Source organism: Pantoea sp. PSNIH1, assembly GCF_007680655.1.
In the GTDB taxonomy this organism is placed as follows: Bacteria; Pseudomonadota; Gammaproteobacteria; order Enterobacterales; family Enterobacteriaceae; genus Pantoea; species Pantoea eucrina.
The window spans coordinates 524,306-543,835 of the sequence record NZ_VEIP01000001.1; the positions used below are offsets into that span (position 1 = coordinate 524,306).

The 19,530-nt window shown below is 56.3% G+C and carries 20 protein-coding genes; 12 read left to right on the top strand and 8 right to left on the bottom strand.

The window, feature by feature from the left end:
• The gene (gene pabB, locus FS690_RS02425; protein ID WP_108569378.1) at positions 1 to 1,359 is read right to left on the bottom strand and encodes an aminodeoxychorismate synthase component 1; all 1,359 of its coding nucleotides are present in this window, start codon (positions 1,357 to 1,359) and stop codon (positions 1 to 3) included.
• Between the two features lie 111 nt (positions 1,360 to 1,470).
• Here pabB and FS690_RS02430 point away from each other — a divergent pair, with 111 nt between their 5' ends.
• Positions 1,471 to 1,656: a YoaH family protein gene (locus FS690_RS02430; RefSeq protein ID WP_039384746.1), complete on the top strand. Its 186-nt coding sequence runs from the start codon at positions 1,471 to 1,473 to the stop codon at positions 1,654 to 1,656.
• Between the two features lie 12 nt (positions 1,657 to 1,668).
• Here the strand turns inward: FS690_RS02430 and FS690_RS02435 are convergent, their stop codons facing one another.
• The gene (locus FS690_RS02435; RefSeq protein ID WP_108569422.1) at positions 1,669 to 2,013 is read right to left on the bottom strand and encodes a RidA family protein; all 345 of its coding nucleotides are present in this window, start codon (positions 2,011 to 2,013) and stop codon (positions 1,669 to 1,671) included.
• Between the two features lie 124 nt (positions 2,014 to 2,137).
• On the opposite strand from FS690_RS02435, the gene FS690_RS02440 reads away from it, so the two are divergent.
• The 5 genes from FS690_RS02440 (at position 2,138) to rnd (ending at position 8,557) form a co-directional block, all read left to right on the top strand.
• Positions 2,138 to 4,048: an ATP-dependent DNA helicase gene (locus FS690_RS02440; protein WP_145339027.1), complete on the top strand. Its 1,911-nt coding sequence runs from the start codon at positions 2,138 to 2,140 to the stop codon at positions 4,046 to 4,048.
• Between the two features lie 52 nt (positions 4,049 to 4,100).
• Positions 4,101 to 4,799 carry a tRNA (adenosine(37)-N6)-threonylcarbamoyltransferase complex dimerization subunit type 1 TsaB gene (gene tsaB / locus FS690_RS02445; RefSeq protein WP_039384741.1) on the top strand — a complete coding sequence of 233 codons (699 nt, stop codon included), beginning with the start codon at positions 4,101 to 4,103 and terminating at the stop codon, positions 4,797 to 4,799.
• A 61-nt stretch (positions 4,800 to 4,860) separates the two neighbouring features.
• Positions 4,861 to 5,454, top strand: a complete 594-nt coding sequence (locus tag FS690_RS02450) for a Slp family lipoprotein (protein WP_145339028.1) — start codon at positions 4,861 to 4,863, stop codon at positions 5,452 to 5,454.
• Between the two features lie 205 nt (positions 5,455 to 5,659).
• Positions 5,660 to 7,336: a long-chain-fatty-acid--CoA ligase FadD gene (gene fadD / locus FS690_RS02455; protein ID WP_139239674.1), complete on the top strand. Its 1,677-nt coding sequence runs from the start codon at positions 5,660 to 5,662 to the stop codon at positions 7,334 to 7,336.
• A gap of 99 nt (positions 7,337 to 7,435) precedes the next feature.
• A complete protein-coding gene (gene rnd / locus FS690_RS02460) occupies positions 7,436 to 8,557 on the top strand; it encodes a ribonuclease D (protein WP_145339029.1) in 1,122 nt (373 codons plus the stop codon).
• Positions 8,558 to 8,612: 55 nt separating this feature from the next.
• Here the strand turns inward: rnd and minE are convergent, their stop codons facing one another.
• From minE to minC, 3 genes are read right to left on the bottom strand one after another with little or no spacing between them, the layout of a single operon-like run.
• On the bottom strand, positions 8,613 to 8,882 hold the full coding sequence (gene minE, locus FS690_RS02465; protein ID WP_039384731.1) for a cell division topological specificity factor MinE: 270 nt from the start codon (positions 8,880 to 8,882) through the stop codon (positions 8,613 to 8,615).
• A 3-nt stretch (positions 8,883 to 8,885) separates the two neighbouring features.
• Positions 8,886 to 9,698 carry a septum site-determining protein MinD gene (gene minD, locus FS690_RS02470; protein ID WP_039384727.1) on the bottom strand — a complete coding sequence of 271 codons (813 nt, stop codon included), beginning with the start codon at positions 9,696 to 9,698 and terminating at the stop codon, positions 8,886 to 8,888.
• A 33-nt stretch (positions 9,699 to 9,731) separates the two neighbouring features.
• Positions 9,732 to 10,439, bottom strand: a complete 708-nt coding sequence (gene minC / locus FS690_RS02475; RefSeq protein WP_145339030.1) for a septum site-determining protein MinC — start codon at positions 10,437 to 10,439, stop codon at positions 9,732 to 9,734.
• A 155-nt stretch (positions 10,440 to 10,594) separates the two neighbouring features.
• Between minC and FS690_RS02480 the strand changes: the two genes are divergently transcribed.
• From FS690_RS02480 to FS690_RS02490, 3 genes are all read left to right on the top strand, one after another.
• Positions 10,595 to 10,870, top strand: a complete 276-nt coding sequence (locus FS690_RS02480) for a YcgL domain-containing protein (RefSeq protein ID WP_039384721.1) — start codon at positions 10,595 to 10,597, stop codon at positions 10,868 to 10,870.
• A 261-nt stretch (positions 10,871 to 11,131) separates the two neighbouring features.
• Positions 11,132 to 11,791, top strand: coding sequence for a fumarylacetoacetate hydrolase family protein (locus FS690_RS02485; RefSeq protein ID WP_145339031.1), 660 nt, complete (start codon positions 11,132 to 11,134; stop codon positions 11,789 to 11,791).
• A 65-nt stretch (positions 11,792 to 11,856) separates the two neighbouring features.
• Positions 11,857 to 12,303, top strand: a complete 447-nt coding sequence (locus FS690_RS02490) for a YcgN family cysteine cluster protein (protein WP_039384718.1) — start codon at positions 11,857 to 11,859, stop codon at positions 12,301 to 12,303.
• Between the two features lie 11 nt (positions 12,304 to 12,314).
• Here the strand turns inward: FS690_RS02490 and dsbB are convergent, their stop codons facing one another.
• A complete protein-coding gene (dsbB, locus tag FS690_RS02495) occupies positions 12,315 to 12,845 on the bottom strand; it encodes a disulfide bond formation protein DsbB (protein ID WP_039384717.1) in 531 nt (176 codons plus the stop codon).
• 285 nt (positions 12,846 to 13,130) lie between these two features.
• On the opposite strand from dsbB, the gene fadR reads away from it, so the two are divergent.
• Entirely contained in the window at positions 13,131 to 13,850 is a 720-nt protein-coding gene (gene fadR, locus FS690_RS02500; protein WP_145339032.1) for a fatty acid metabolism transcriptional regulator FadR, read from the top strand.
• 34 nt (positions 13,851 to 13,884) lie between these two features.
• On the opposite strand, the gene FS690_RS02505 is transcribed toward fadR, so the two are convergent.
• Positions 13,885 to 15,420 (bottom strand): SpoVR family protein, encoded by a 1,536-nt coding sequence (locus tag FS690_RS02505; protein ID WP_039384715.1) that lies wholly within the window; start codon positions 15,418 to 15,420, stop codon positions 13,885 to 13,887.
• A gap of 488 nt (positions 15,421 to 15,908) precedes the next feature.
• Between FS690_RS02505 and FS690_RS02510 the strand changes: the two genes are divergently transcribed.
• Together FS690_RS02510 and dadX are read left to right on the top strand one after the other, a co-directional pair.
• The gene (locus tag FS690_RS02510) at positions 15,909 to 17,210 is read left to right on the top strand and encodes a D-amino acid dehydrogenase (RefSeq protein WP_104085079.1); all 1,302 of its coding nucleotides are present in this window, start codon (positions 15,909 to 15,911) and stop codon (positions 17,208 to 17,210) included.
• Positions 17,211 to 17,231: 21 nt separating this feature from the next.
• Positions 17,232 to 18,302, top strand: a complete 1,071-nt coding sequence (gene dadX, locus FS690_RS02515) for a catabolic alanine racemase DadX (protein WP_039384712.1) — start codon at positions 17,232 to 17,234, stop codon at positions 18,300 to 18,302.
• Here dadX and FS690_RS02520 read toward each other — a convergent pair.
• A complete protein-coding gene (locus FS690_RS02520; RefSeq protein ID WP_039384710.1) occupies positions 18,295 to 19,488 on the bottom strand; it encodes a multidrug effflux MFS transporter in 1,194 nt (397 codons plus the stop codon). The two genes, dadX and FS690_RS02520, sit on opposite strands and share 8 nt — an antisense overlap.
• Between the last annotated feature and the right edge of the window lie 42 nt (positions 19,489 to 19,530).

Here is a 19,530-nt window from a genome sequence, read left to right on the forward strand (position 1 = left end):
TTACTTCTCATCGCTGAGGCAGGGCAGAATGCGGTTAACCTTATGGAAGGTCTCTTCATATTCAGATTGCAGATCGCTGTCAGCCACCAGTCCGCCACCGGCGGCGCAGTAGAGGGTATTGTTTTCAGCGATCAGCGTACGAATGGTAATACTGCTGTCCATACGGCCACACAGGCTGATATAGCCTATGCTGCCGCACCAGGCGTTGCGACGATGCGGCTCCAGCTCTTCGATAATCTCCATCGCACGGATTTTTGGCGCTCCGGTGATTGAGCCGCCCGGAAAGCAGGCGCGCAGCAGATCGGTGGCGCGCAGCCTGTCGGGCAGACGGGCCCGCACGGTGCTCACCAGATGATGCACTGCCGGAAAGGGTTCAACCACAAACAGCTCAGGCACGCTCACGCTGCCGGGTTCAGCCACCCGACCAATATCATTACGCATCAGATCAACAATCATCAGATTCTCCGCACGATCTTTCGCGGAGTGCGCCAGCTTTTCCGCCTGCAGACGATCGGCCTCTGCATCGGCCAGACGCGGCAGCGTGCCTTTGATCGGACGCGTTTCAATAACGTTTTGCTGCAGAGAGAGAAAACGTTCCGGCGACAGGCTGAGCAGCGCGCTGTCCGGCAGACGCAGAAAGGCGCTAAAGGGCGCGCGATTGGCGCGCGTAAGGCGCAGAAACGCCTGCCACTCATCCCCGCTATAGCGCGCCTCGAAACGCTGAGCAAGATTGACCTGATAGCAGTCACCTGCCTGAATATACGCCTGTACAGCATTGAAGCGTGCTGCATAGGCTTCGCGCGTCAGGTCAGAGCGCCACGCGCTGGTTAAGTGAAACGCACGCGGCAGCGGAACCGCCTGCGCCTGCAGCCAGCGCCAGCGCGCATCAGCATCGCTGAGAGAGACCAGCGTAAGCCGCTGCAGGTGATGATCGGCAATCAGCGCCCAGTCATAAAGGCCCACCGCCATGTCAGGCGTCTGCAGATCCTGCTGCGCCACCGCCGGCAGCTGTTCAAACCGGCGGCCGAGATCGTAGCCAAACAGCCCCAGCGCACCGCCCTGAAAAGGCAGGTCGGGATGGGAGGCGGGCTGCAGGCCCAGCCGGTCAATCTGTCGCTGCAGCAGCTGTAGCGGATCCTCCTCAGAGCGCTGAATGCCGGTGCCATCATCGGTTTCGGTATACCCGCCGCGCGTGATGAGCGTGATGCGCGGATCGGCGGTCAGAATATCAAAGCGGTTATCGGCGTGATCGGCCTGACCTGAGGTCAGCAGCATGGCCCACGGGCGATGCGCCAGCGTGGCAAAGCGGTTCAGCAGTGCATCGGGACTATAGGTAAGCGTGAGGGTTTTCGCGATCATGGGTTCAGCAGCATTCAACAGGCAGAGACGTAGCCTGGCATATTTTTTTGCCACTGGCACCTGTTTGTTCCGCGTGGGATAATGCCCGTCCGATTTAATCTGGAGTAACGTATGTTTACAGGGCTTCCGGCACTATCTCATGAGCAGCAGCAGCAGGCGGTTGAGCGAATTCAGGAACTGATGGCGGGCGGCATGGCCAGCGGCCAGGCGATTGCGCAGGTGGCGCAGGAAATTCGTGAAACCTTTACCGGAGAGGCGATTCGGGCACGCTTCGAAGATGAAGATGAAAACGAATAGTGCCCGTGCCGCTTAACGTGCGGCGATAATTTTTATTTCTACTTTATATTTCGGGTTCATCAGTCCGGCCTGTACGGTGCAGCGTACCGGCGCGTTGCCCGGTGATACCCATGCGTCCCAGGCGCGATTCATCGCCGCAAAATCCGCTTTATCCACCAAAAAAATCGTGGCGTCGAGAATATTGCTCTTGTCCGATCCGGCACGCGTCAGAATACGATCGATAACTGCCAGCGCGTCGGCCGTCTGCGCCTCCGCATCGGCATCCAGATTTTCCGGGACGCTGGTGTAGTAGATCGTATTGTCGTGTATTACGGCTTCGGACATACGATGTTCGGGATCGATACGCGTAATAGACATGCTGTTCTCCTCTGTTTTTTGCTGCGCCAGCCTGCCATAACCGGGCTGCGATGTCATCTGTTGTGGTCGCGTCTGCGGAATCCTGACATAATTACAGTGTTTTTCAGGTTACAGGTGAGGATGTGTGGCAGACGATTTTGCAGCAGATGGCGCGTTAGCGCAGGCAATTCCGGGTTTTAAACCGCGTGCGGCCCAGCATGAGATGGCACAGGCGGTCACGGCAGCGGTAACGCACGGCGGTGAGCTGGTGGTGGAGGCGGGCACCGGAACCGGTAAAACCTACGCCTATCTGGCGCCTGCACTGCGCGCAAAAAAGAAAGTCATTGTCTCTACCGGCTCCAAAGCGCTGCAGGATCAGCTCTACAATCGCGATTTGCCCACCATTGCCCGGGCGCTCAAATTCAGCGGAAAAACTGCGCTGCTGAAAGGCCGCTCTAACTATCTTTGTCTCGAACGTATGGAGCAGCAAAACCAGAGCGGCGGCGATCTTACCGTACAGGCGCTGGGCGATCTTATCCACGTGCGCAGCTGGTCATCGGAAACCAAAGATGGCGATATCAGCAACTGCGCCGGCGTCGCTGAAGATAGCCCTGTCTGGCCTTACGTCACCAGCACCAATGACAACTGTCTTGGCAGCGACTGCCCGCTCTATAAAGAGTGTTTTGTCGTAAAAGCGCGTAAAAAAGCGATGGATGCTGACGTTGTGGTGGTCAACCATCATCTGTTTCTGGCTGACCTGGTGGTCAAAGAGGGCGGGTTTGGCGAGCTGATCCCGGAAGCGGACGTAATGATCTTCGATGAGGCACATCAGCTGCCCGATATTGCCAGCCAGTATTTTGGCCAGCAGCTCTCCAGCCGTCAGCTGCAGGATCTCGCCAAAGATATCATTCTTGCCTATCGCACCGAGGTGCGTGATGTGCAGCAGCTGCAGAAATCTGCCGATCGTCTGGCGCAGTGTGCGCAGGATTTTCGCCTGACGCTTGGCGAACCCGGCTTTCGCGGTAATCTGCGCGATCTGCTCAGTGATAACAACGTCATGCGCATGTTTACTCTGCTGGATGATGCGCTGGAACTCTGTTACGACGTCATTAAACTCTCCCTGGGACGCTCAGCGCTGCTTGACGCGGCCTTTGAGCGCGCGGCGCTCTATCGCACCCGCCTGAAGCGTTTACGTGCCATCAGCGAACCCGGTTTCAGCTACTGGTATGAATGTACCAGCCGGCACTTTACGCTGGCGCTGACGCCGCTTTCAGTTGCGGAGCGCTTTCGCGAAGTGATGGATACGCGTAAAGCGGCCTGGGTGTTTACGTCCGCCACGCTGGCGGTGAATGAACAGGTCGGGCATTTCGCCAGTCGGCTCGGGGTTGAGCAGGCGCAGACGCTGATCCTCGACAGTCCGTTTGACTACGCCCGGCAGGCGCTCCTGTGCGTGCCGCGCAATATGCCGGAGCCAAATGCGCCTGGCGGGGCCCGGCAGCTGGCGCGGATGATGAAGCCGCTGATTGATGCCAATAAAGGACGCTGCTTTTTTCTCTGCACCTCACACAAGATGATGCGTGAGCTGGCGGCCGAGTTTCGTGCATCAATGACTCTGCCGGTGCTGCTGCAGGGCGAGACCAGCAAAGGGCAGCTGCTGAAGCAGTTCCTGGAGGCGGGTAATGCGCTGCTGGTTGCCACCAACAGCTTCTGGGAAGGTGTCGACGTGCGCGGCAATGCCCTGTCGCTGGTCATTATTGATAAACTGCCGTTTACCTCGCCAGACGATCCGCTGCTGAAGGCGCGCATGGAGGATTGCCGGCTGCGCGGCGGCGATCCGTTCAGTGATGTGCAGCTGCCGGATGCAGTAATCACCCTCAAACAGGGGGTGGGGCGTTTGATCCGCGACACCGCCGATCGCGGCGTACTGGTGATTTGCGATCAGCGTCTGGTCTCCCGCCCCTACGGCGAACTCTTTCTCAACAGCCTGCCACCCACGCCGCGGACCCGCGATCTGGCGCGTGCGATCGACTTTGTCCGGCAGGCTGAGGAACACTAATTTATGCCGCTTTGTGATAAGATGCGCGCCATTTTGATTCTCTGAGGTTGTTATGTCCGCCCGAATTTTAGCACTGGACACGGCGACAGAAGCCTGTTCTGCCGCGCTGCTGAATCAGCAGCAGATCGATGCCCGTTTTGAAATTGCTCCGCGCGATCACACGCAGCGCATTCTGCCGCTGGTGCAGTCGCTGCTGCAGGCGCAGCAGCTGGACCTGACCGCGCTTGATGCGCTGGCGTTTGGGCGCGGGCCGGGCAGTTTTACCGGCGTTCGCATTGGTATTGGCATTGCGCAGGGGCTGGCGCTGGGCGCAAACTTACCCATGATTGGCGTCTCTTCGCTGGCAACGATGGCGCAGGGGGCCTGGCGGCTGACCGGTGCCACTCGTGTGCTGGTGGCGATTGATGCACGCATGGGTGAAGTCTACTGGGCTGAATATCAGCGCGATGATGCGGGTCACTGGCACGGCGCCGACAGCGAAGCGGTGCTGAAGCCTGAGGCTGCCGCCGCTCGCATCGCGGCGCTGAGCGGCGAATGGGCGACCGCAGGTACCGGCTGGCAGGCATGGCCTGAGCTGATGACCACGCCGGGCGCAACGCTACTGGCCACCCCGGTTACGCTGCCCGCGGCTGAAGATATGCTGCCGCTGGCGCTGCAGGCGTGGCAGCGAGGCGATACCGTAGCGGTGGAGCATGCAGAGCCGGTTTATCTGCGCAACGAAGTGGCGTGGAAAAAGTTGCCCGGACGCTGAGTCGCCACGCAACTTATTTTTGCACCTCCAGTCTAAATTAAAAATTACAGGAGATGTGCTTATGCCAGGTTATCGTGCTGGAATCGCTGGTGGCGTACTGGCGTGTGTATGGCTGCTGAGCGGCTGCGTCAGCGTACCCGATTCTATTAAAGGAAGCTCGGCGCTTCCGCAGCAGGATTTATTGCGCGTGATGAATGCTCCTCAGCTCTATACCGGGCAGGAGTCACGCTTTGGCGGTAAAGTGGTTCACGTTACAAACCTCAACGGACTGACGCGGCTGGAGATAGCCACGCAGCCGCTGGATGAGAGCGCACGGCCCCGGCTGGGGGCTGCCTCAATCGGACGGATATATGCCGATCTCAAAGGATTTGTCGATCCGGTTGATGTGAATAACCAATATGTTACGGTGCTGGGTACCATCAAAGGCACCGAAAAAGGTGAAATTGGCAAGGCCAGTTATAACTTTGTTGTGATTGATGTGCGCGGCTATCAGCGCTGGCATCTGACTCAGCAGGTAATGACGCCGCCGCAGCCAATCGATCCCTGGATCGGATATGGCCCGACGCGGCATCATCCGGGTTACTGGGGGCCAAACCCTTACTGGGGGATGAACCTGGGGGGGCCGGCTCAGGTACAGACTATTCTGACCGAGTAGCCGCCACATACTTTTCCGGCCCGGTTGCGGTGCACGCAGCCGGGCTTTTTTATTGGGCGCGTAACCGGCGCGCGAAATTTAGTGATGGGCTTCGCAACCTGAAAATGCCGTAACCGGCAAACTGGTACAATCAGTTAAAGTATTGTTAATAACACTGATTGCAGAGGCGGCGATGGCTACGCAACAAGAATATCGGGGTGACTCTTTGACCAAAGTTTGGCTGAAACGCTATCCGCCAGATGTGCCAGCAGAAATAAATGCCGACCGTTATCCCTCTCTGGTCGATCTCTTTGAACATGCGGTGTTGCACTATGCCGACAACGTTGCCTTTATCAATATGGGGCAGCCGCTGACCTATCGCCAGCTCGACGCGCAGAGCCGCGACTTTGCCGCCTGGCTGCAGCAGGGGCTGGGACTGCAGCAGGGCGATCGCGTGGCGCTGATGATGCCTAATCTGCTGCAGTATCCGGTGGCGCTGTTTGGCGTACTGCGTGCCGGTATGGTGGTGGTAAATGTTAACCCGCTCTATACCCCGCGCGAGCTGAAACATCAGCTCAATGACAGCGGTGCCAGCGCCATTGTTATCGTTTCCAATTTTGCTCACACGCTGGAAAAAGTTGTGGCAGAGACGGCGGTAAAGCACGTGATGCTGACGCGGATGGGCGATCACCTGGCACCGGTCAAAGCGACGCTGGTGAACTTTGTGGTCAAATATGTCAAAAAGCTGGTGCCGAAATACCATTTGCCCGGAGCTGTACCGCTGCGGCATGCGCTGCAGCAGGGCGCACGCATGGCTTATCAGCGTCCGGCGCTCAGCAATGACGATCTGGCATTTCTGCAGTATACCGGTGGCACCACTGGCGTTGCCAAAGGCGCGATGCTCACCCATGGCAACATGCAGGCAAACCTGGAGCAGACAAAAGCCACCTACGGCAAACTGCTGCGCGCCGGGCAGGAGCAGGTGGTAACGGCGCTGCCGCTCTACCATATTTTTGCGCTGACGGTTAACTGTCTGCTGTTCCTCGATCTGGGCGGCACTAATCTGCTGATTACCAATCCGCGCGACATACCCGGATTCGTTAAAGAGCTGGCTAAGTTTCCTTTTACCGCCATTACCGGCGTAAACACGCTGTTCAATGCGCTGCTGAATGATGAAAACTTTAATAAACTCGATTTCTCCACGCTGCGGCTCTCCGCTGGCGGAGGCATGTCGGTTCAGAAAGCGGTAGCGGAGCGCTGGGAAAAGCTTACCGGGCATTACCTGCTTGAAGGCTACGGCCTCACCGAATGCTCCCCGCTGGTATCGGTTAACCCTTACGATATTACCTGCCATACCGGCAGTATCGGCCTGCCGGTGCCCTCTACTGATATCCGGGTTATTGACGATCAGGATAATGATGTGACGCCGGGTGAGCCGGGTGAGCTCTGTATCCGCGGCCCGCAGGTGATGGCGGGCTACTGGCAGCGTCCTGATGCCACGCTGGAAGTGCTGAAAAATGGCTGGCTGCATACCGGCGATATTGTTACCGTGGACAGTGAAGGGTTTATCCGGATTGTCGATCGTAAAAAAGATATGATTCTGGTATCCGGCTTCAACGTCTATCCTAACGAAATTGAAGATGTGCTGATGCAGCATCCAAAAATTCGTGAAGCTGCAGCGATTGGCGTGCCAAGCGAACTCTCGGGTGAAGCGGTGAAGGTCTGTATCGTTAAAAAGGATCCCGGGCTGACTAAAGAAGAGGTGCTGGATCACTGCCGTCGTCAGCTGACCGGCTACAAGGTGCCGAAAATTATCGAGTTTCGTGAAGAGCTGCCAAAGACAAACGTGGGCAAAATTTTACGCCGCGAACTGCGCGATGAGGCGAAGCGGGAAGGGCAGTAGTGTCGCCATGCTTCCCCAGGTTAACGCCGGCTACGACCGGCGTTTTTATTGTTTTTAACATGGAGCGCTGCGCGGGGTTTGCGCAGCGGGAATAAATACGTGAATTACACCCTGATCGACCAAGACCACCAGCTGGCTGACGTGTGCCGCCTGGCTCGCCAGCATGATGCTGTTGCTCTGGATACTGAATTTGTACGTACCCGGACCTACTATCCTCAGCTCGGGCTGATTCAGCTGTTTGATGGCGAACAGCTGGTTCTGATCGATCCACTGCCGATTGGTGACTGGACGCCGTTTATCGCCCTGCTGCAGGATACGCAGGTGACTAAATTCCTGCACGCCGGAGGCGAAGATCTGGAAGTCTTTCTGCATCGCTTTGGTTGCCTGCCGCAGCCGATGATCGATACGCAGATTCTGGCCGCCTTTTCCGGCCAGCCGCTCTCCTGGGGATTTGCAGCGATGGTTAATCACTTTAACCAGATTGAACTGGATAAAAGTGAGGCCCGCACCGACTGGCTTGCGCGCCCGCTGACCGAGCGTCAGTGCCAGTATGCCGCAGCGGATGTCGCCTACCTGCTGCCTATTGCCCGTGAGCTGATGGCGCAGACTGAAGCCGCCGGCAACATAAAAGCCGCCCTGAGCGAGTGCGACATGCTGTGTCAGCGCCGGCTCGATATATTGCAGCCTGAAGAGGCGTGGCGCGATATTACCAACGCCTGGCAGCTGCGTCCGCGCCAGCTGGCCGCACTGCAGCGCCTGGCGGCCTGGCGCCTGAAGGTCGCGCGTCAGAAAGATATGGCGGTTAATTTTGTGGTACGTGAAGAAAATTTGTGGAAGGTCGCTCGCTATCTGCCCGGCAGCCTCGGTGAACTGGATCACCTGGGACTCAACGGCCATGAAATCCGTTTTCACGGTAAAGCGATGATTGATCAGGTCGCTGAGGCGCAGGCACAGGATGAGGCAACGCTACCGGCACCGCTGCCCAATCTTATTGAGCATCCGCACTATAAGCAGGTTTTTAAAGCGATTAAAGCGCTGGTACAGCAGGTAAGCGAAGAAACGGGATATGGTCAGGAACTGCTGGCTTCACGCCGTCAGATTAATCAGGTTCTCAGCGTGTTCTGGGGGCTGAAATCAGCAAACCGTCCACCCGAACTGCTGAACGGCTGGCGTGGCGAGCTGCTGAAGCCGGGAATCGACAAGATTCTGCAGGCACTTTAAGCGCGCTGTTTTCCCCTGCGCTATTACGCAGGGGAAACGCTGCGATCCGCTACACTCATTTCGGCGCGTCTTCCGTTTCCGGCAGCGTCACGTTCAGCTCCAGAATCGAAATATCGTCGCCTTTCTGATCGAGCTGTACTGTCACCATATCGGGATCGATTTTGACATATTTGCAGATCACTTCCAGGATATCGCGTTTAAGCTGAGGCAAATAGTGGGGCTCACTGTCGCCCCTCCTGCGTTCAGCAACGATGATCTGCAGCCGCTCCTTGGCTATATTGGCTGTGCTCTTTTTACGGGATAAAAAGAAATCGAGTAAGGCCATTGGTTATCCCCCGAACAGGCGTTTCAGGAAACCCTTCTTCTCTTCTTCAATAAAGCGGAAGGGGCGTTCTTCGCCAAGCAGGCGTTCTACGGTATCAGCATAAGCTTTACCGGCGTCAGAATTGATGTCGAGGATCACCGGTTCGCCCTGGTTTGAGGCGCGCAGCACAGACTGATCTTCCGGAATAACACCGACCAGCGGAATACGCAGGATTTCCAGCACATCTTCCATGCTGAGCATATCGCCACGGGTCACACGGCCTGGGTTGTAACGGGTCAGCAGCAGATGCTCTTTGACCGGGTCCTGGCTGTTTTCAGCACGGCGCGATTTAGAGGAGATAATGCCCAGAATACGGTCAGAGTCGCGTACGGATGAGACTTCCGGATTGGTTGTGATGATCGCTTCATCAGCGAAGTAAAGCGCCATCAGCGCGCCGGTTTCGATACCCGCCGGGGAGTCACAGACGATAAAATCGAACTCCATAGCGGCTAAATCGTTCAGCACTTTCTCTACGCCTTCGCGCGTCAGAGCGTCTTTATCACGCGTCTGTGATGCCGGCAGAATGTAGAGCTGCTCGGTGCGTTTATCGCGGATCAGCGCCTGATTCAGGGTGGCATCACCCTGAATAACATTCACAAAGTCATACACGACGCGACGTTCACAGCCCATAATCAAATCGAGATTACGCAGACCGATATCGAAGTCGATAACAACGGTTTTTTTGCCCTTTTGCGCTAACCCTGTCGCGATGGCCGCGCTTGACGTGGTCTTGCCAACGCCCCCTTTGCCCGATGTTACTACAATAATGCGTGCCATAAATGTTGATTTCCTTAACGAAAGAAAAGGGGCCTAATTAAGTGTCTGGATGGTAAGCGCGCCCTCTTTCAGACAGAGGCGCGCCGCTTTACCAAAAAATTCCGCCGGAATCTGATCCATGATCCAGTACTCACCGGCGATTGAGACCAGCTCAGCGGCAAGGTGAGTACAAAAAATCTGGCAGTCACGATCGCCACTGGCGCCTGCCAGCGCCCGGCCGCGCATCATGCCGTAAATATGTATATTGCCATCGGCAACCAGTTCTGCTCCGGCGCTAACGCTGCTGGTCACAATCAGGTCGGCGTTACGGGCATAAATCTGCTGGCCGGAACGCACGGGCGTATTCACCACGCGCGTTTTGTTGATGCTCTCGGTAACAACAGCGGGTGCAGTCGCTTCTTCCGCAGGCGGCGCTTCAGCCGGTTTGCGGTTCTCTTTGCCTTCTGACAGCACCGGTAAGCCCGCGCGGGCCACCATTTTTTTCTGGACGTCATCTTTGCAACCACTGACGCCAACGATACGCAGCCCGGTCGCGCTGATCGCCTGCTGCATCTGCTTCCAGTTAATATCGCCGGATAGCGCTGAGATGTTCAGGACGACCGGAGCGTTCTGTAAAAAGGCCGGCGCCTGATCGATCTTCTCCTGCAGCGCCTGACGAATCACGTCGGGTTGTGAATGGTGCAGATGAACAACTGACAGGGTAAAACTGCTTCCCTTGAATTCGATTGGCGATTGCGGCATCTGTCCTGGCTCAGTCCTGTTTTTTTTGACCCGGAGATGAACGTCGATAAAATCGCCATTAACATCGTCGGGTCAATATTCGAAGTTCTGCAAGCATGTTATAGTTACTGTAATATTCAGGCAAGTGACGCTAACAGTTAATTCGAGTAAAAAATATGTTTTGTGTGATCTATAGAAGCCCGCAACGCGACCAGACTTATCTTTATGTAGAAAAAAAGGACGATTTCTCCCGCGTGCCGGAAGCGCTGCTTAAAGGTTTTGGCAAGCCGCAGTTAGCGATGGTGCTGTCGCTGGACAAGCGTGAGAGACTGGCTAACGCCGACATTGAAAAGGTAAAGCAGGGGCTGCGTGAGCAGGGTTTTTATTTGCAGATCCCCCCGCCTGTAGAAAGTTTGCTCAACGTCCATCTTGAGCAGGGTAAAGAAGTTTAATTCAGATTCATCTGTAAAAAATATAGCCTGTAAATATATTCAGTGTTCATTGATTAATTAATTGCCCATGTTCCATTCTGTCGTGGGCAATTAATTTGTTTGCCCGCCGTCGTAAGAAAGATAAATCTCTTTTGACAATTTCTGTTACACCTGTCGCGATAACCGTTAATATTATCTTTACTGGCGCCCCGTTCCGGCCGCTACTCACAGAGCCTCTGTCATCCCGACAGAGCGCAGACATAACTCAGGCAGGTGAAAAATATGTATCAGCATCGTAACTGGCAGGGTGCTCTGCTGGATTTTCCGGTCAGCAAAGTGGTATGCGTAGGCAGTAATTATGCAAAACATATTAAAGAAATGGGAAGCGCAACGCCGGATGAGCCGGTGCTGTTTATCAAACCTGAGACAGCCTTATGCGATTTGCGGCAGCCGCTCTCTATCCCGACCGCGTCAGGCGACGTACATCATGAAGTGGAACTCGCTGTCCTGATCGGCGCCACGTTAAAGCAGGCCAGCGAAGAGCATGTGGCAAAAGCGATTGCGGGTTACGGCGTAGCGCTGGACCTTACGCTGCGCGATCTGCAGGCGGGGTTCAAAAAAGCGGGTCAGCCCTGGGAGCGCGCGAAAGGGTTCGACAACGCCTGTCCGCTTTCCGGCTTTATTCCGGTCGGTGAGTACACGGGCGATCCGCAAAACAGCGAGCTGCAGCTGGTGGTGAACGGAGAGCGGCGTCAGCATGGTTCTACGTCCGATATGATCCACAAAATCAAGCCGCTCATCGCCTATATGAGCCAGTTTTTTACGCTGCGCGCGGGCGATGTGATCCTGACCGGCACGCCACAGGGCGTAGGCCCGCTGCGCTCAGGGGATAAACTTGAGATATCGCTGGCGGGTCACGGTATCAGCACGCGCGTGCTGTAATACTTGCATCACCGCATCTTAACCTTTATAAGGTGCGGTTTTGCTGAACAACCCGGACCGCAATGATGAGTGACCAACCTTTCTGGCAGACCAAACGTCTGGAACAAATGGACGACGCTGAGTGGGAATCGCTGTGTGACGGCTGCGGACAGTGCTGTCTGAATAAGCTGCAGGACGCCGATACGGATGAGATCTATTTCACCAATGTCGCCTGCAACCAGCTGAATATTAAAACCTGCCAGTGCCGCAACTACGAACGCCGGTTTGAGTATGAAGAAGATTGTATCAAGCTCACGCGTGAAAACCTCACAACTTTTAACTGGCTGCCGCGCACCTGCGCCTACCGGCTGCTTGGCGAAGGCAAAGCGCTGCCCGCCTGGCATCCGCTGCTGGCGGGATCAAAAAAAGCGATGCATGCCCAGCGGATCTCGGTGCGCTACATCGCTGTACGCGAAAGTGAAGTACGCGACTGGGAAGATCACATTATTGACCGACCCGATCGGAATGGCTGATTCTGCGTCCCTCAGCGGCCAAACAGGTTGCGCTGACGCGGCCTGAATATCTGAGCAACAAGTACCACTATCGCCACCAGCAGGTAGGCGGCAAAAATGGCGATCATCCACTGCGGCATGCTCCAGCCGAGGAGCGTCCAGCCGCGCTCAGCGCAGTCGCCGCTGGCAACAAATACCGCGGGCAGCCATTTGTCCAGCGGCAGCCATGCCGGAAAGCGTGCGGCAAAGTCGCAGGTGACAAACGGGTTAGGGTGCAGCTGCAGCATGGTATGCTCCCAGGATAAGCGCAGGCCCTCAGCGGCGCTGTAGATCCAGATGGCCAGGCTGGCCCAGCGCAGCGGGGTCTGCGGCGCAATAGCGCCCACCACGCCTGCCGCCATTACGCCAAACAGCGCACACCGCTCGTAGATACACATCACGCAGGGCTTAAGCCCCATACCGTGCTGGAAGAACAGCGCCACCAGCTCCAGCGCCAGCGCGGTCAATGCCAGCAGCAGCCAGGCGCCACGCCCGCGCGAGCAGAGATTCAGATATCGCAACATAGTGGATTTCCCTTAGCTATCAGTGCCTGGCAGTGTAAACCAAAAGCCTGACGCTGCCAGCCTGCAAACAGGAATTCAGCGATAAAAATGACGCAGATCGTTTATGTGGCAGGTTGTCTGACCCGATAGCCACTTGCCCGGCCCGGGCCAGGTGAAAGCATTCAGCCCGCATGCTGAAATTTGCGCCAGGCCATGCTTTTAATCCGCCGGCAGACTATTTCCGCTATAGCCCCTCTGGTATGATGAGTGTAATGACGATTAAGAACGCAATGAGAACGTAACGCTATGGTTATCAAGGCGCAGAGCCCTGCAGGATTCGCAGAAGAGTACATAATTGAGAGTATCTGGAACAGTCGTTTCCCCCCCGGGTCGATTCTGCCTGCTGAACGTGAATTGTCTGAACTGATTGGCGTTACCCGCACCACCCTGCGCGAAGTGCTGCAGCGTCTGGCGCGTGATGGCTGGCTCACTATTCAGCACGGCAAGCCGACGCGCGTAAATGATTTCTGGGAAACCTCAGGTCTCAACATCCTTGAGACGCTGGCCCGGCTCGATCACGACAGCGTGCCGCAGCTGATTGATAATTTGCTCTCAGTACGCAGCAACATCGCCTCTATTTTTATCAGCCGTGCGCTGCGTCACCATCCGGAAAAAGCCCGCGAAGTGCTGGAGAGCGCGCTGAATGAGCAGGATCAGGCTGATGCCTATGCTGAGCTTGATTACCGGGTATTCCGCGGTCTGGCGTTTGCTTCCGGTAATCCGATTTACGGTCTGATCCTCAACGGACTGAAAGGGCTCTATACGCGGGTCGGACGCCACTATTTCTCTGATTCCGAAGCGCGCGAGCTGGCACGCAGCTTTTATCAGCAGCTGGCGGATATGTGTTCGCAGCAGCCGACGCAGGAGCGGGTGGTTGAGTGCGTGCGGGTGTATGGACGCCGCAGCGGGGAGATCTGGCACAGTATGCAGAAAAATCTGCCGGACGATCTCGGTAATAAGCGCTAAAGAAAACCGGACTCTTCAGTCCGGTTTTTTATGCTCAGAGTCCGGGCGCACGCGGCGGACATCGGTCGAGCAGTTCTATGCTGCCATCTTCGTTTTGCTGCTCCAGATGAATATCAAATCCCCAGAGCCGGTGAACATGTTTCAGCACATCGCGCCGGCTTTTATCCAGCGGCGCACGCTGCTGAGGAACATAGCGCAGCGTCAGCGAGCGGTCGCCGCGCAGATCCACGTTATAGACCTGAATATTGGGTTCCAGATTGCTGAGATTATACTGGGCAGAGAGCTGCTGGCGAATGGCGCGATAGCCAGCCTCATCATGAATCGCCGCAATTTCCAGATAGTTATTGCGATCGTCATCCATCACGGTGAACAGACGGAAATCGCGCATCACTTTCGGCGACAGGAACTGGCTGATAAAGCTCTCATCTTTAAACTCGCGCATCGCAAAATGCAGCGTTTTAAGCCAGTCGGAGCCGGCAATATCGGGGAACCAGTGGCGATCTTCTTCTGTCGGCGCCTGACAGATGCGTTTGATATCCTGGAACATAGCGAACCCCAGGGCATAGGGGTTAATACCGTTATACCACTGGCTGTTATAAGGCGGCTGATAGATAACGTTGGTATGACTGTGCAAAAACTCCATCATAAAGCGTTCTGATACTTTGCCCTCGTCATAGAGATGATTGAGGATCGTGTAGTGCCAGAAGGTTGCCCAGCCCTCATTCATCACCTGCGTCTGTTTCTGCGGATAGAAATACTGGCTTACTTTACGCACGATGCGCAGCACTTCGCGCTGCCACGGCTCCAGTAAAGGGGCATTTTTTTCCATAAAGTAGAGCAGATTCTCCTGCGGTTCAGAGGGATAGCGCGCGGCTTCTATGTGTGACGCCTCTTTCTCTTTACGCGGCAGCGTACGCCATAGCGTATTTACCTGACTCTGCAGATACTCTTCGCGGCTCTTTTGCCGCGCTTTCTCCTCCTGCAGTGAAATTTTCTGCGGGCGCTTATAGCGGTCAACGCCGTAGTTCATCAGGGCGTGGCAGGAGTCAACCAGACGCTCAACCTCTTCGACACCAAAGCGCTCCTCACAGTCGGCAATATAGTTACGGGCAAACAGCAGGTAATCGACGATTGAACTCGCATCCGTCCAGCTGCGGAACAGATAATTATTTTTAAAGAAAGAGTTGTGTCCGTAGCAGGCGTGGGCCATCACCAGCGCCTGCATGGTCATCGTATTCTCTTCCATCAGATAGGCGATACAGGGGTTAGAGTTGATGACGATCTCATAGGCGAGCCCCTGCTGCCCATGCTTATAGCGCTGCTCGGTTTCGATAAACTTTTTACCGAACGACCAGTGCGCATAATTGATCGGCATCCCCACGCTGGAGTAGGCATCCATCATCTGTTCGGAGGTAATAACTTCAATCTGATGCGGGTAGGTATCAAGCCCGTAGCTTTTCGCCACGCGGTCGATTTCAGCCAGGTAGACATCAAGCAGTTCAAATGTCCAGTCGGGCCCGTCACTGAGTCGTTTACTGCTGCGGGTTGGCTCGTCAAACATTGTCGTCATAGCGCACCTCTGTTTTGCAGGCGGCAGGAAGACCCTGCCACACGGGTGAAGGCTTCGTCCTGAGAAAGAGCGCCCAAAAACTGAGCGAACAGATCAAGGATAGTTCACTGTCTCGCATCCGATAACGGAACTCAAACGAATTCTTTTGGCAGAAAATCATCCGGATAGCGCGATTACACCATGCTATGAGATATTAATCCGGCTGCAAATCAAAAGGCAGAATAATAAACTGGGAAAACCGCAGTCAGGCAGCAGCGGGTGATTCTGCTGAAAAAGGGAAAAAGCCCTGATTTTTTTCTGACAAAGCGCTCCGGTCAGCGCTTCAGAAGCGGTAAAACTCTGATCTTTGCTATCAGGAAGGATTTAAGTGTGCAGAATGTTAAAAAAGATGTGAAATAGCCGGGTCAATTCTAAGATAAACAGAGCAGCCTGATTATTCTGACTCAGGTGCTCATACCAGTTAATTATGCTTTTGTCTCGAGGGGCCTATGCGTGTCGTGATTCTGGGTAGTGGGGTGGTGGGAGTGGCAAGTGCCTGGTATCTGGCGCAGGCCGGACATGAGGTTACCGTCATCGATCGACAGCCTGCCGCCGCGCTGGAAACCAGTGCCGGTAACGCCGGTCAGATCTCGCCTGGCTATGCGGCGCCGTGGGCCGCGCCTGGCGTGCCGCTGAAAGCGATTAAATGGATGTTTCAGCGCCACGCACCGCTGGCGATGCGGCCAGACGGCAGCCGGTTTCAGCTTGAGTGGATGTGGCAGATGCTGCGTAATTGCGATATGCGCCACTATCAGGAAAACAAAGCCCGCATGGTACGTATCGCTGAATACAGTCGCGACTGCCTGAAAACGCTGCGGGCGGAAACCGGAATTGCCTATGAAGAGCGGCAGGGCGGAACGCTGCAGCTGTTTCGTACTCAGCAGCAGTTCGACAGCGCCAGTAAAGATATCGCCGTGTTGAAAGAGGCGGGCGTGCCCTATGAGCTGCTGCAGGCTCATGAGCTGCAGCGTGCCGAGCCGGCGCTGGCAGCTACCGCGCACAAGCTGACCGGTGGCCTGCGGTTGCCTAATGATGAAACCGGTGATTGTCAGCTCTTTACCCAACGCCTGGCAGAAATGGCTATGGCGGCAGGCGTCACGTTTCGCTTCAATACGCCGGTTGATCGGTTACTGCGTGAAGGCAACCGCATCTATGGTGTGAAGTGCGGAGATGAAGTGATTAAAGCGGATGCTTACGTCGTGGCATTTGGCTCCTATTCGACCGCGCTGCTGAAAGATATCCTCGCCATTCCGGTTTATCCGCTGAAAGGCTATTCGCTGACTATTCCGGTAAAAGATGCTGACGCTGCGCCACGCTCTACGATCCTTGATGAGACCTATAAAGTCGCTGTGACCCGCTTTGATAACCGTATCCGGGTAGGCGGCATGGCTGAAATTGTTGGTTTTAACACCAAACTGTTGCCGGCACGGCGGGAAACGCTGGAGATGGTGGTGCGCGATCTCTATCCTGAAGGCGGGTTTATCGAACAGGCCTCTTTCTGGACGGGGCTGCGTCCGATGACGCCAGACGGTACGCCAATTGTGGGACGTACCCCGCTGACAAATCTCTATCTCAATACCGGACACGGTACGCTGGGATGGACCATGGCCTGTGGTTCCGGCCAGCTACTGGCTGATATTGTATCGGGTCAGAAACCCGCGATTGCCGCAGACGATCTCTCTGTATTGCGCTATCTGCCGGGTTTTGCCTCGCACGCATCGCCTTTACGCCGCGCGGATATCGCACGCTAACACTCACGGAGAGTTAACACTATGTCACGTCCTGTGCGCGCGTCGGTTAACCGACAGGCGCTGCGTCATAATCTGTCTGTGGTGCGTCAGGCCGCGCCGCAGTCACACGTATGGTCAGTGGTCAAAGCTAACGCCTACGGACACGGCATTGCCCGCGTCTGGCAGGCGCTGGAGAGCACCGACGGTTTTGCGTTACTCAATCTCGAAGAGGCTATTCTGCTGCGCGAGCAGGGATGGAAAAAACCGATTCTGCTGCTGGAAGGTTTTTTCCACGCAGACGATCTGAAGCTTATCGATCGCTACCGGCTGACCACCAGCGTGCACAGTAACTGGCAAATCAAAGCGCTGGCGACCGCACAGCTCTCTGCTCCCGTGGATGTTTACCTGAAAATGAACAGCGGTATGAACCGGCTCGGTTTTCGCCCTGAACAGGTGCATAACGCCTGGCAAAAACTGCGTGCGCTGCCGGGGGTAGGTGAGATCACGCTGATGGCACATTTCGCTGATGCCGATAATCCCGAGGGGGTAGCCGGGCCACTTCAGCGCATTGAGCAGGCAGCTGAAGGCCTGAACTGTCCGCGTTCGCTCGCTAACTCCGCCGCCACGTTGTGGCACCCGCTTACGCATTATGACTGGGTTCGCCCCGGCATCGTGCTGTATGGCGCCTCACCCAGCGGTCGCTGGCAGGATATCGCCGGTACCGGGCTGCAGCCGGCTATGACGCTGAGCAGTGAAATTATCGGCGTGCAGCAGCTGACAGCGGGCGACGGCGTCGGCTACGGCTATCGCTACCGGGCCAGCGGAGCGCAGCGGATTGGTATTGTGGCCTGCGGCTATGCAGATGGTTATCCGCGCCATGCACCTACCGGCACACCGGTATCCGTTGGCGGCGTACGCACCCGCACCCTGGGAACGGTGTCGATGGATATGATGATGATCGATCTCGAACCCTGTCCGCAGGCGGGTATCGGCACCGCCGTTGAGCTGTGGGGTAATGACGTGAAGATTGATGACGTTGCTGCAGCGGCCGGCACGGTCGGGTACGAGCTGATGTGCGCGCTTGCCCCGCGCGTGCCGGTTGAGGTTATTTAAGCGCGGTCACGCTGCCGCGTATTTTACGGCTGCAGCGCCAGGCAATCAGTGCCAGCGCTGCGCCAGTCAGCATCATCAGGGCCAGTGACGATTTTTCCGCGACCGGCAGGGCAACAATCAGCATGCTGCCGCCAGCGCCTCCCGCCATCTGAATAAAGCCCTGCAGCGCTGCGGCTACGCCCGCCTGCTGCTGATAGGGTTCCAGCGCATAGCTGGTGGCCGGGCCAACGGTAAAGGCAAGGCCTGCCACCGAGACCGCCACAGGGATCATATAGAGCGCCCAGTGAGGCTGCCATTCAGCAGGCAGAAGGTGAGCGCCCGCCAGCAGCAGTATTGCCCCCAGCAGCATCGTAATAAAGCCCATCGCCAGACAAAATGGCCGGCCCGCTTTGCGGATCGTTTTATTCACAAAGGCGCTGACCAGCATGATCCAGAAGCCGTTGGCCCCAAAGGCAAATGAGAATTGCAGCGGCGTCAGGCCGCCTTCAGTCATCAGCACATGCGGAGCCAGAGAGACGTAGGTCAGCACCATGCCCAGCGCGCCTGCATTGGCAAACGCAAAAGCGAGAAAGCGCGGCTGGCGCAGAATCGCGCCATATTGCGCCAGCGGCAATCCCTTCACCCGCAGCGTATCCGCCGGCCGGGTTTCCGGTAAGGCCACGATCACCAGCAGGCCAATCGCCAGCGCATAGCTGCACAGGAACCAGAAAGGTGCACGCCAGCCATAGGCTTCCGCCAGAAGGCCGCCCAGCAGCGGTGCCAGAGCCGGAACGATGTTTAGCGCGCCATTCAGAAATCCGTAAGCGCGTGCCGCCTCATCGCCGCTCAGGCGATCGCGTACGCCGCTGAATGCCACCACCGCGCTGCAGCAGACGCCGCAGCCCTGAATAATGCGGGCCAGGAAAAATACCGGCCAGAGCGTGGCGGTTGCCGCAACGGCGCTGCCCACGATATAGAGCAGCAGGCCAGCCAGCGCCACGGGCTTGCGGCCAAAGTTGTCCACCAGCGGACCCGTCACCAGCTGACCTATGCCCATCACCAGCAGGAACAGCGGGATGGTAAGCTGGATCAGGCTCACCGGGGCGTTAAGGCCATCGGCAATCTGCGGCAGAACAGGCAGGTAGAGATCAATACCGAGCGGAGCCAGCAGCACCAGACTCAGCAGAATAAGCGTAAATTTTTGCATGAAGAACCAGAAACGTCCTGTTAAACAGGCGAGAAGGGTAAT

What these genes read in the sequence shown, in the direction of transcription:
- pabB (WP_108569378.1), bottom strand. Translation starts at nt 1,359, where the DNA reads ATGATCGCGAAAACCCTCACGCTTACCTATAGTCCCGATGCACTGCTG.
- FS690_RS02430 (WP_039384746.1), top strand. Translation starts at nt 1,471, where the DNA reads ATGTTTACAGGGCTTCCGGCACTATCTCATGAGCAGCAGCAGCAGGCG.
- FS690_RS02435 (WP_108569422.1), bottom strand. Translation starts at nt 2,013, where the DNA reads ATGTCTATTACGCGTATCGATCCCGAACATCGTATGTCCGAAGCCGTA.
- tsaB (WP_039384741.1), top strand. Translation starts at nt 4,101, where the DNA reads ATGTCCGCCCGAATTTTAGCACTGGACACGGCGACAGAAGCCTGTTCT.
- FS690_RS02450 (WP_145339028.1), top strand. Translation starts at nt 4,861, where the DNA reads ATGCCAGGTTATCGTGCTGGAATCGCTGGTGGCGTACTGGCGTGTGTA.
- minE (WP_039384731.1), bottom strand. Translation starts at nt 8,882, where the DNA reads ATGGCCTTACTCGATTTCTTTTTATCCCGTAAAAAGAGCACAGCCAAT.
- minD (WP_039384727.1), bottom strand. Translation starts at nt 9,698, where the DNA reads ATGGCACGCATTATTGTAGTAACATCGGGCAAAGGGGGCGTTGGCAAG.
- minC (WP_145339030.1), bottom strand. Translation starts at nt 10,439, where the DNA reads ATGCCGCAATCGCCAATCGAATTCAAGGGAAGCAGTTTTACCCTGTCA.
- FS690_RS02480 (WP_039384721.1), top strand. Translation starts at nt 10,595, where the DNA reads ATGTTTTGTGTGATCTATAGAAGCCCGCAACGCGACCAGACTTATCTT.
- FS690_RS02485 (WP_145339031.1), top strand. Translation starts at nt 11,132, where the DNA reads ATGTATCAGCATCGTAACTGGCAGGGTGCTCTGCTGGATTTTCCGGTC.
- FS690_RS02490 (WP_039384718.1), top strand. Translation starts at nt 11,857, where the DNA reads ATGAGTGACCAACCTTTCTGGCAGACCAAACGTCTGGAACAAATGGAC.
- dsbB (WP_039384717.1), bottom strand. Translation starts at nt 12,845, where the DNA reads ATGTTGCGATATCTGAATCTCTGCTCGCGCGGGCGTGGCGCCTGGCTG.
- fadR (WP_145339032.1), top strand. Translation starts at nt 13,131, where the DNA reads ATGGTTATCAAGGCGCAGAGCCCTGCAGGATTCGCAGAAGAGTACATA.
- FS690_RS02505 (WP_039384715.1), bottom strand. Translation starts at nt 15,420, where the DNA reads ATGACGACAATGTTTGACGAGCCAACCCGCAGCAGTAAACGACTCAGT.
- FS690_RS02510 (WP_104085079.1), top strand. Translation starts at nt 15,909, where the DNA reads ATGCGTGTCGTGATTCTGGGTAGTGGGGTGGTGGGAGTGGCAAGTGCC.
- dadX (WP_039384712.1), top strand. Translation starts at nt 17,232, where the DNA reads ATGTCACGTCCTGTGCGCGCGTCGGTTAACCGACAGGCGCTGCGTCAT.
- FS690_RS02520 (WP_039384710.1), bottom strand. Translation starts at nt 19,488, where the DNA reads ATGCAAAAATTTACGCTTATTCTGCTGAGTCTGGTGCTGCTGGCTCCG.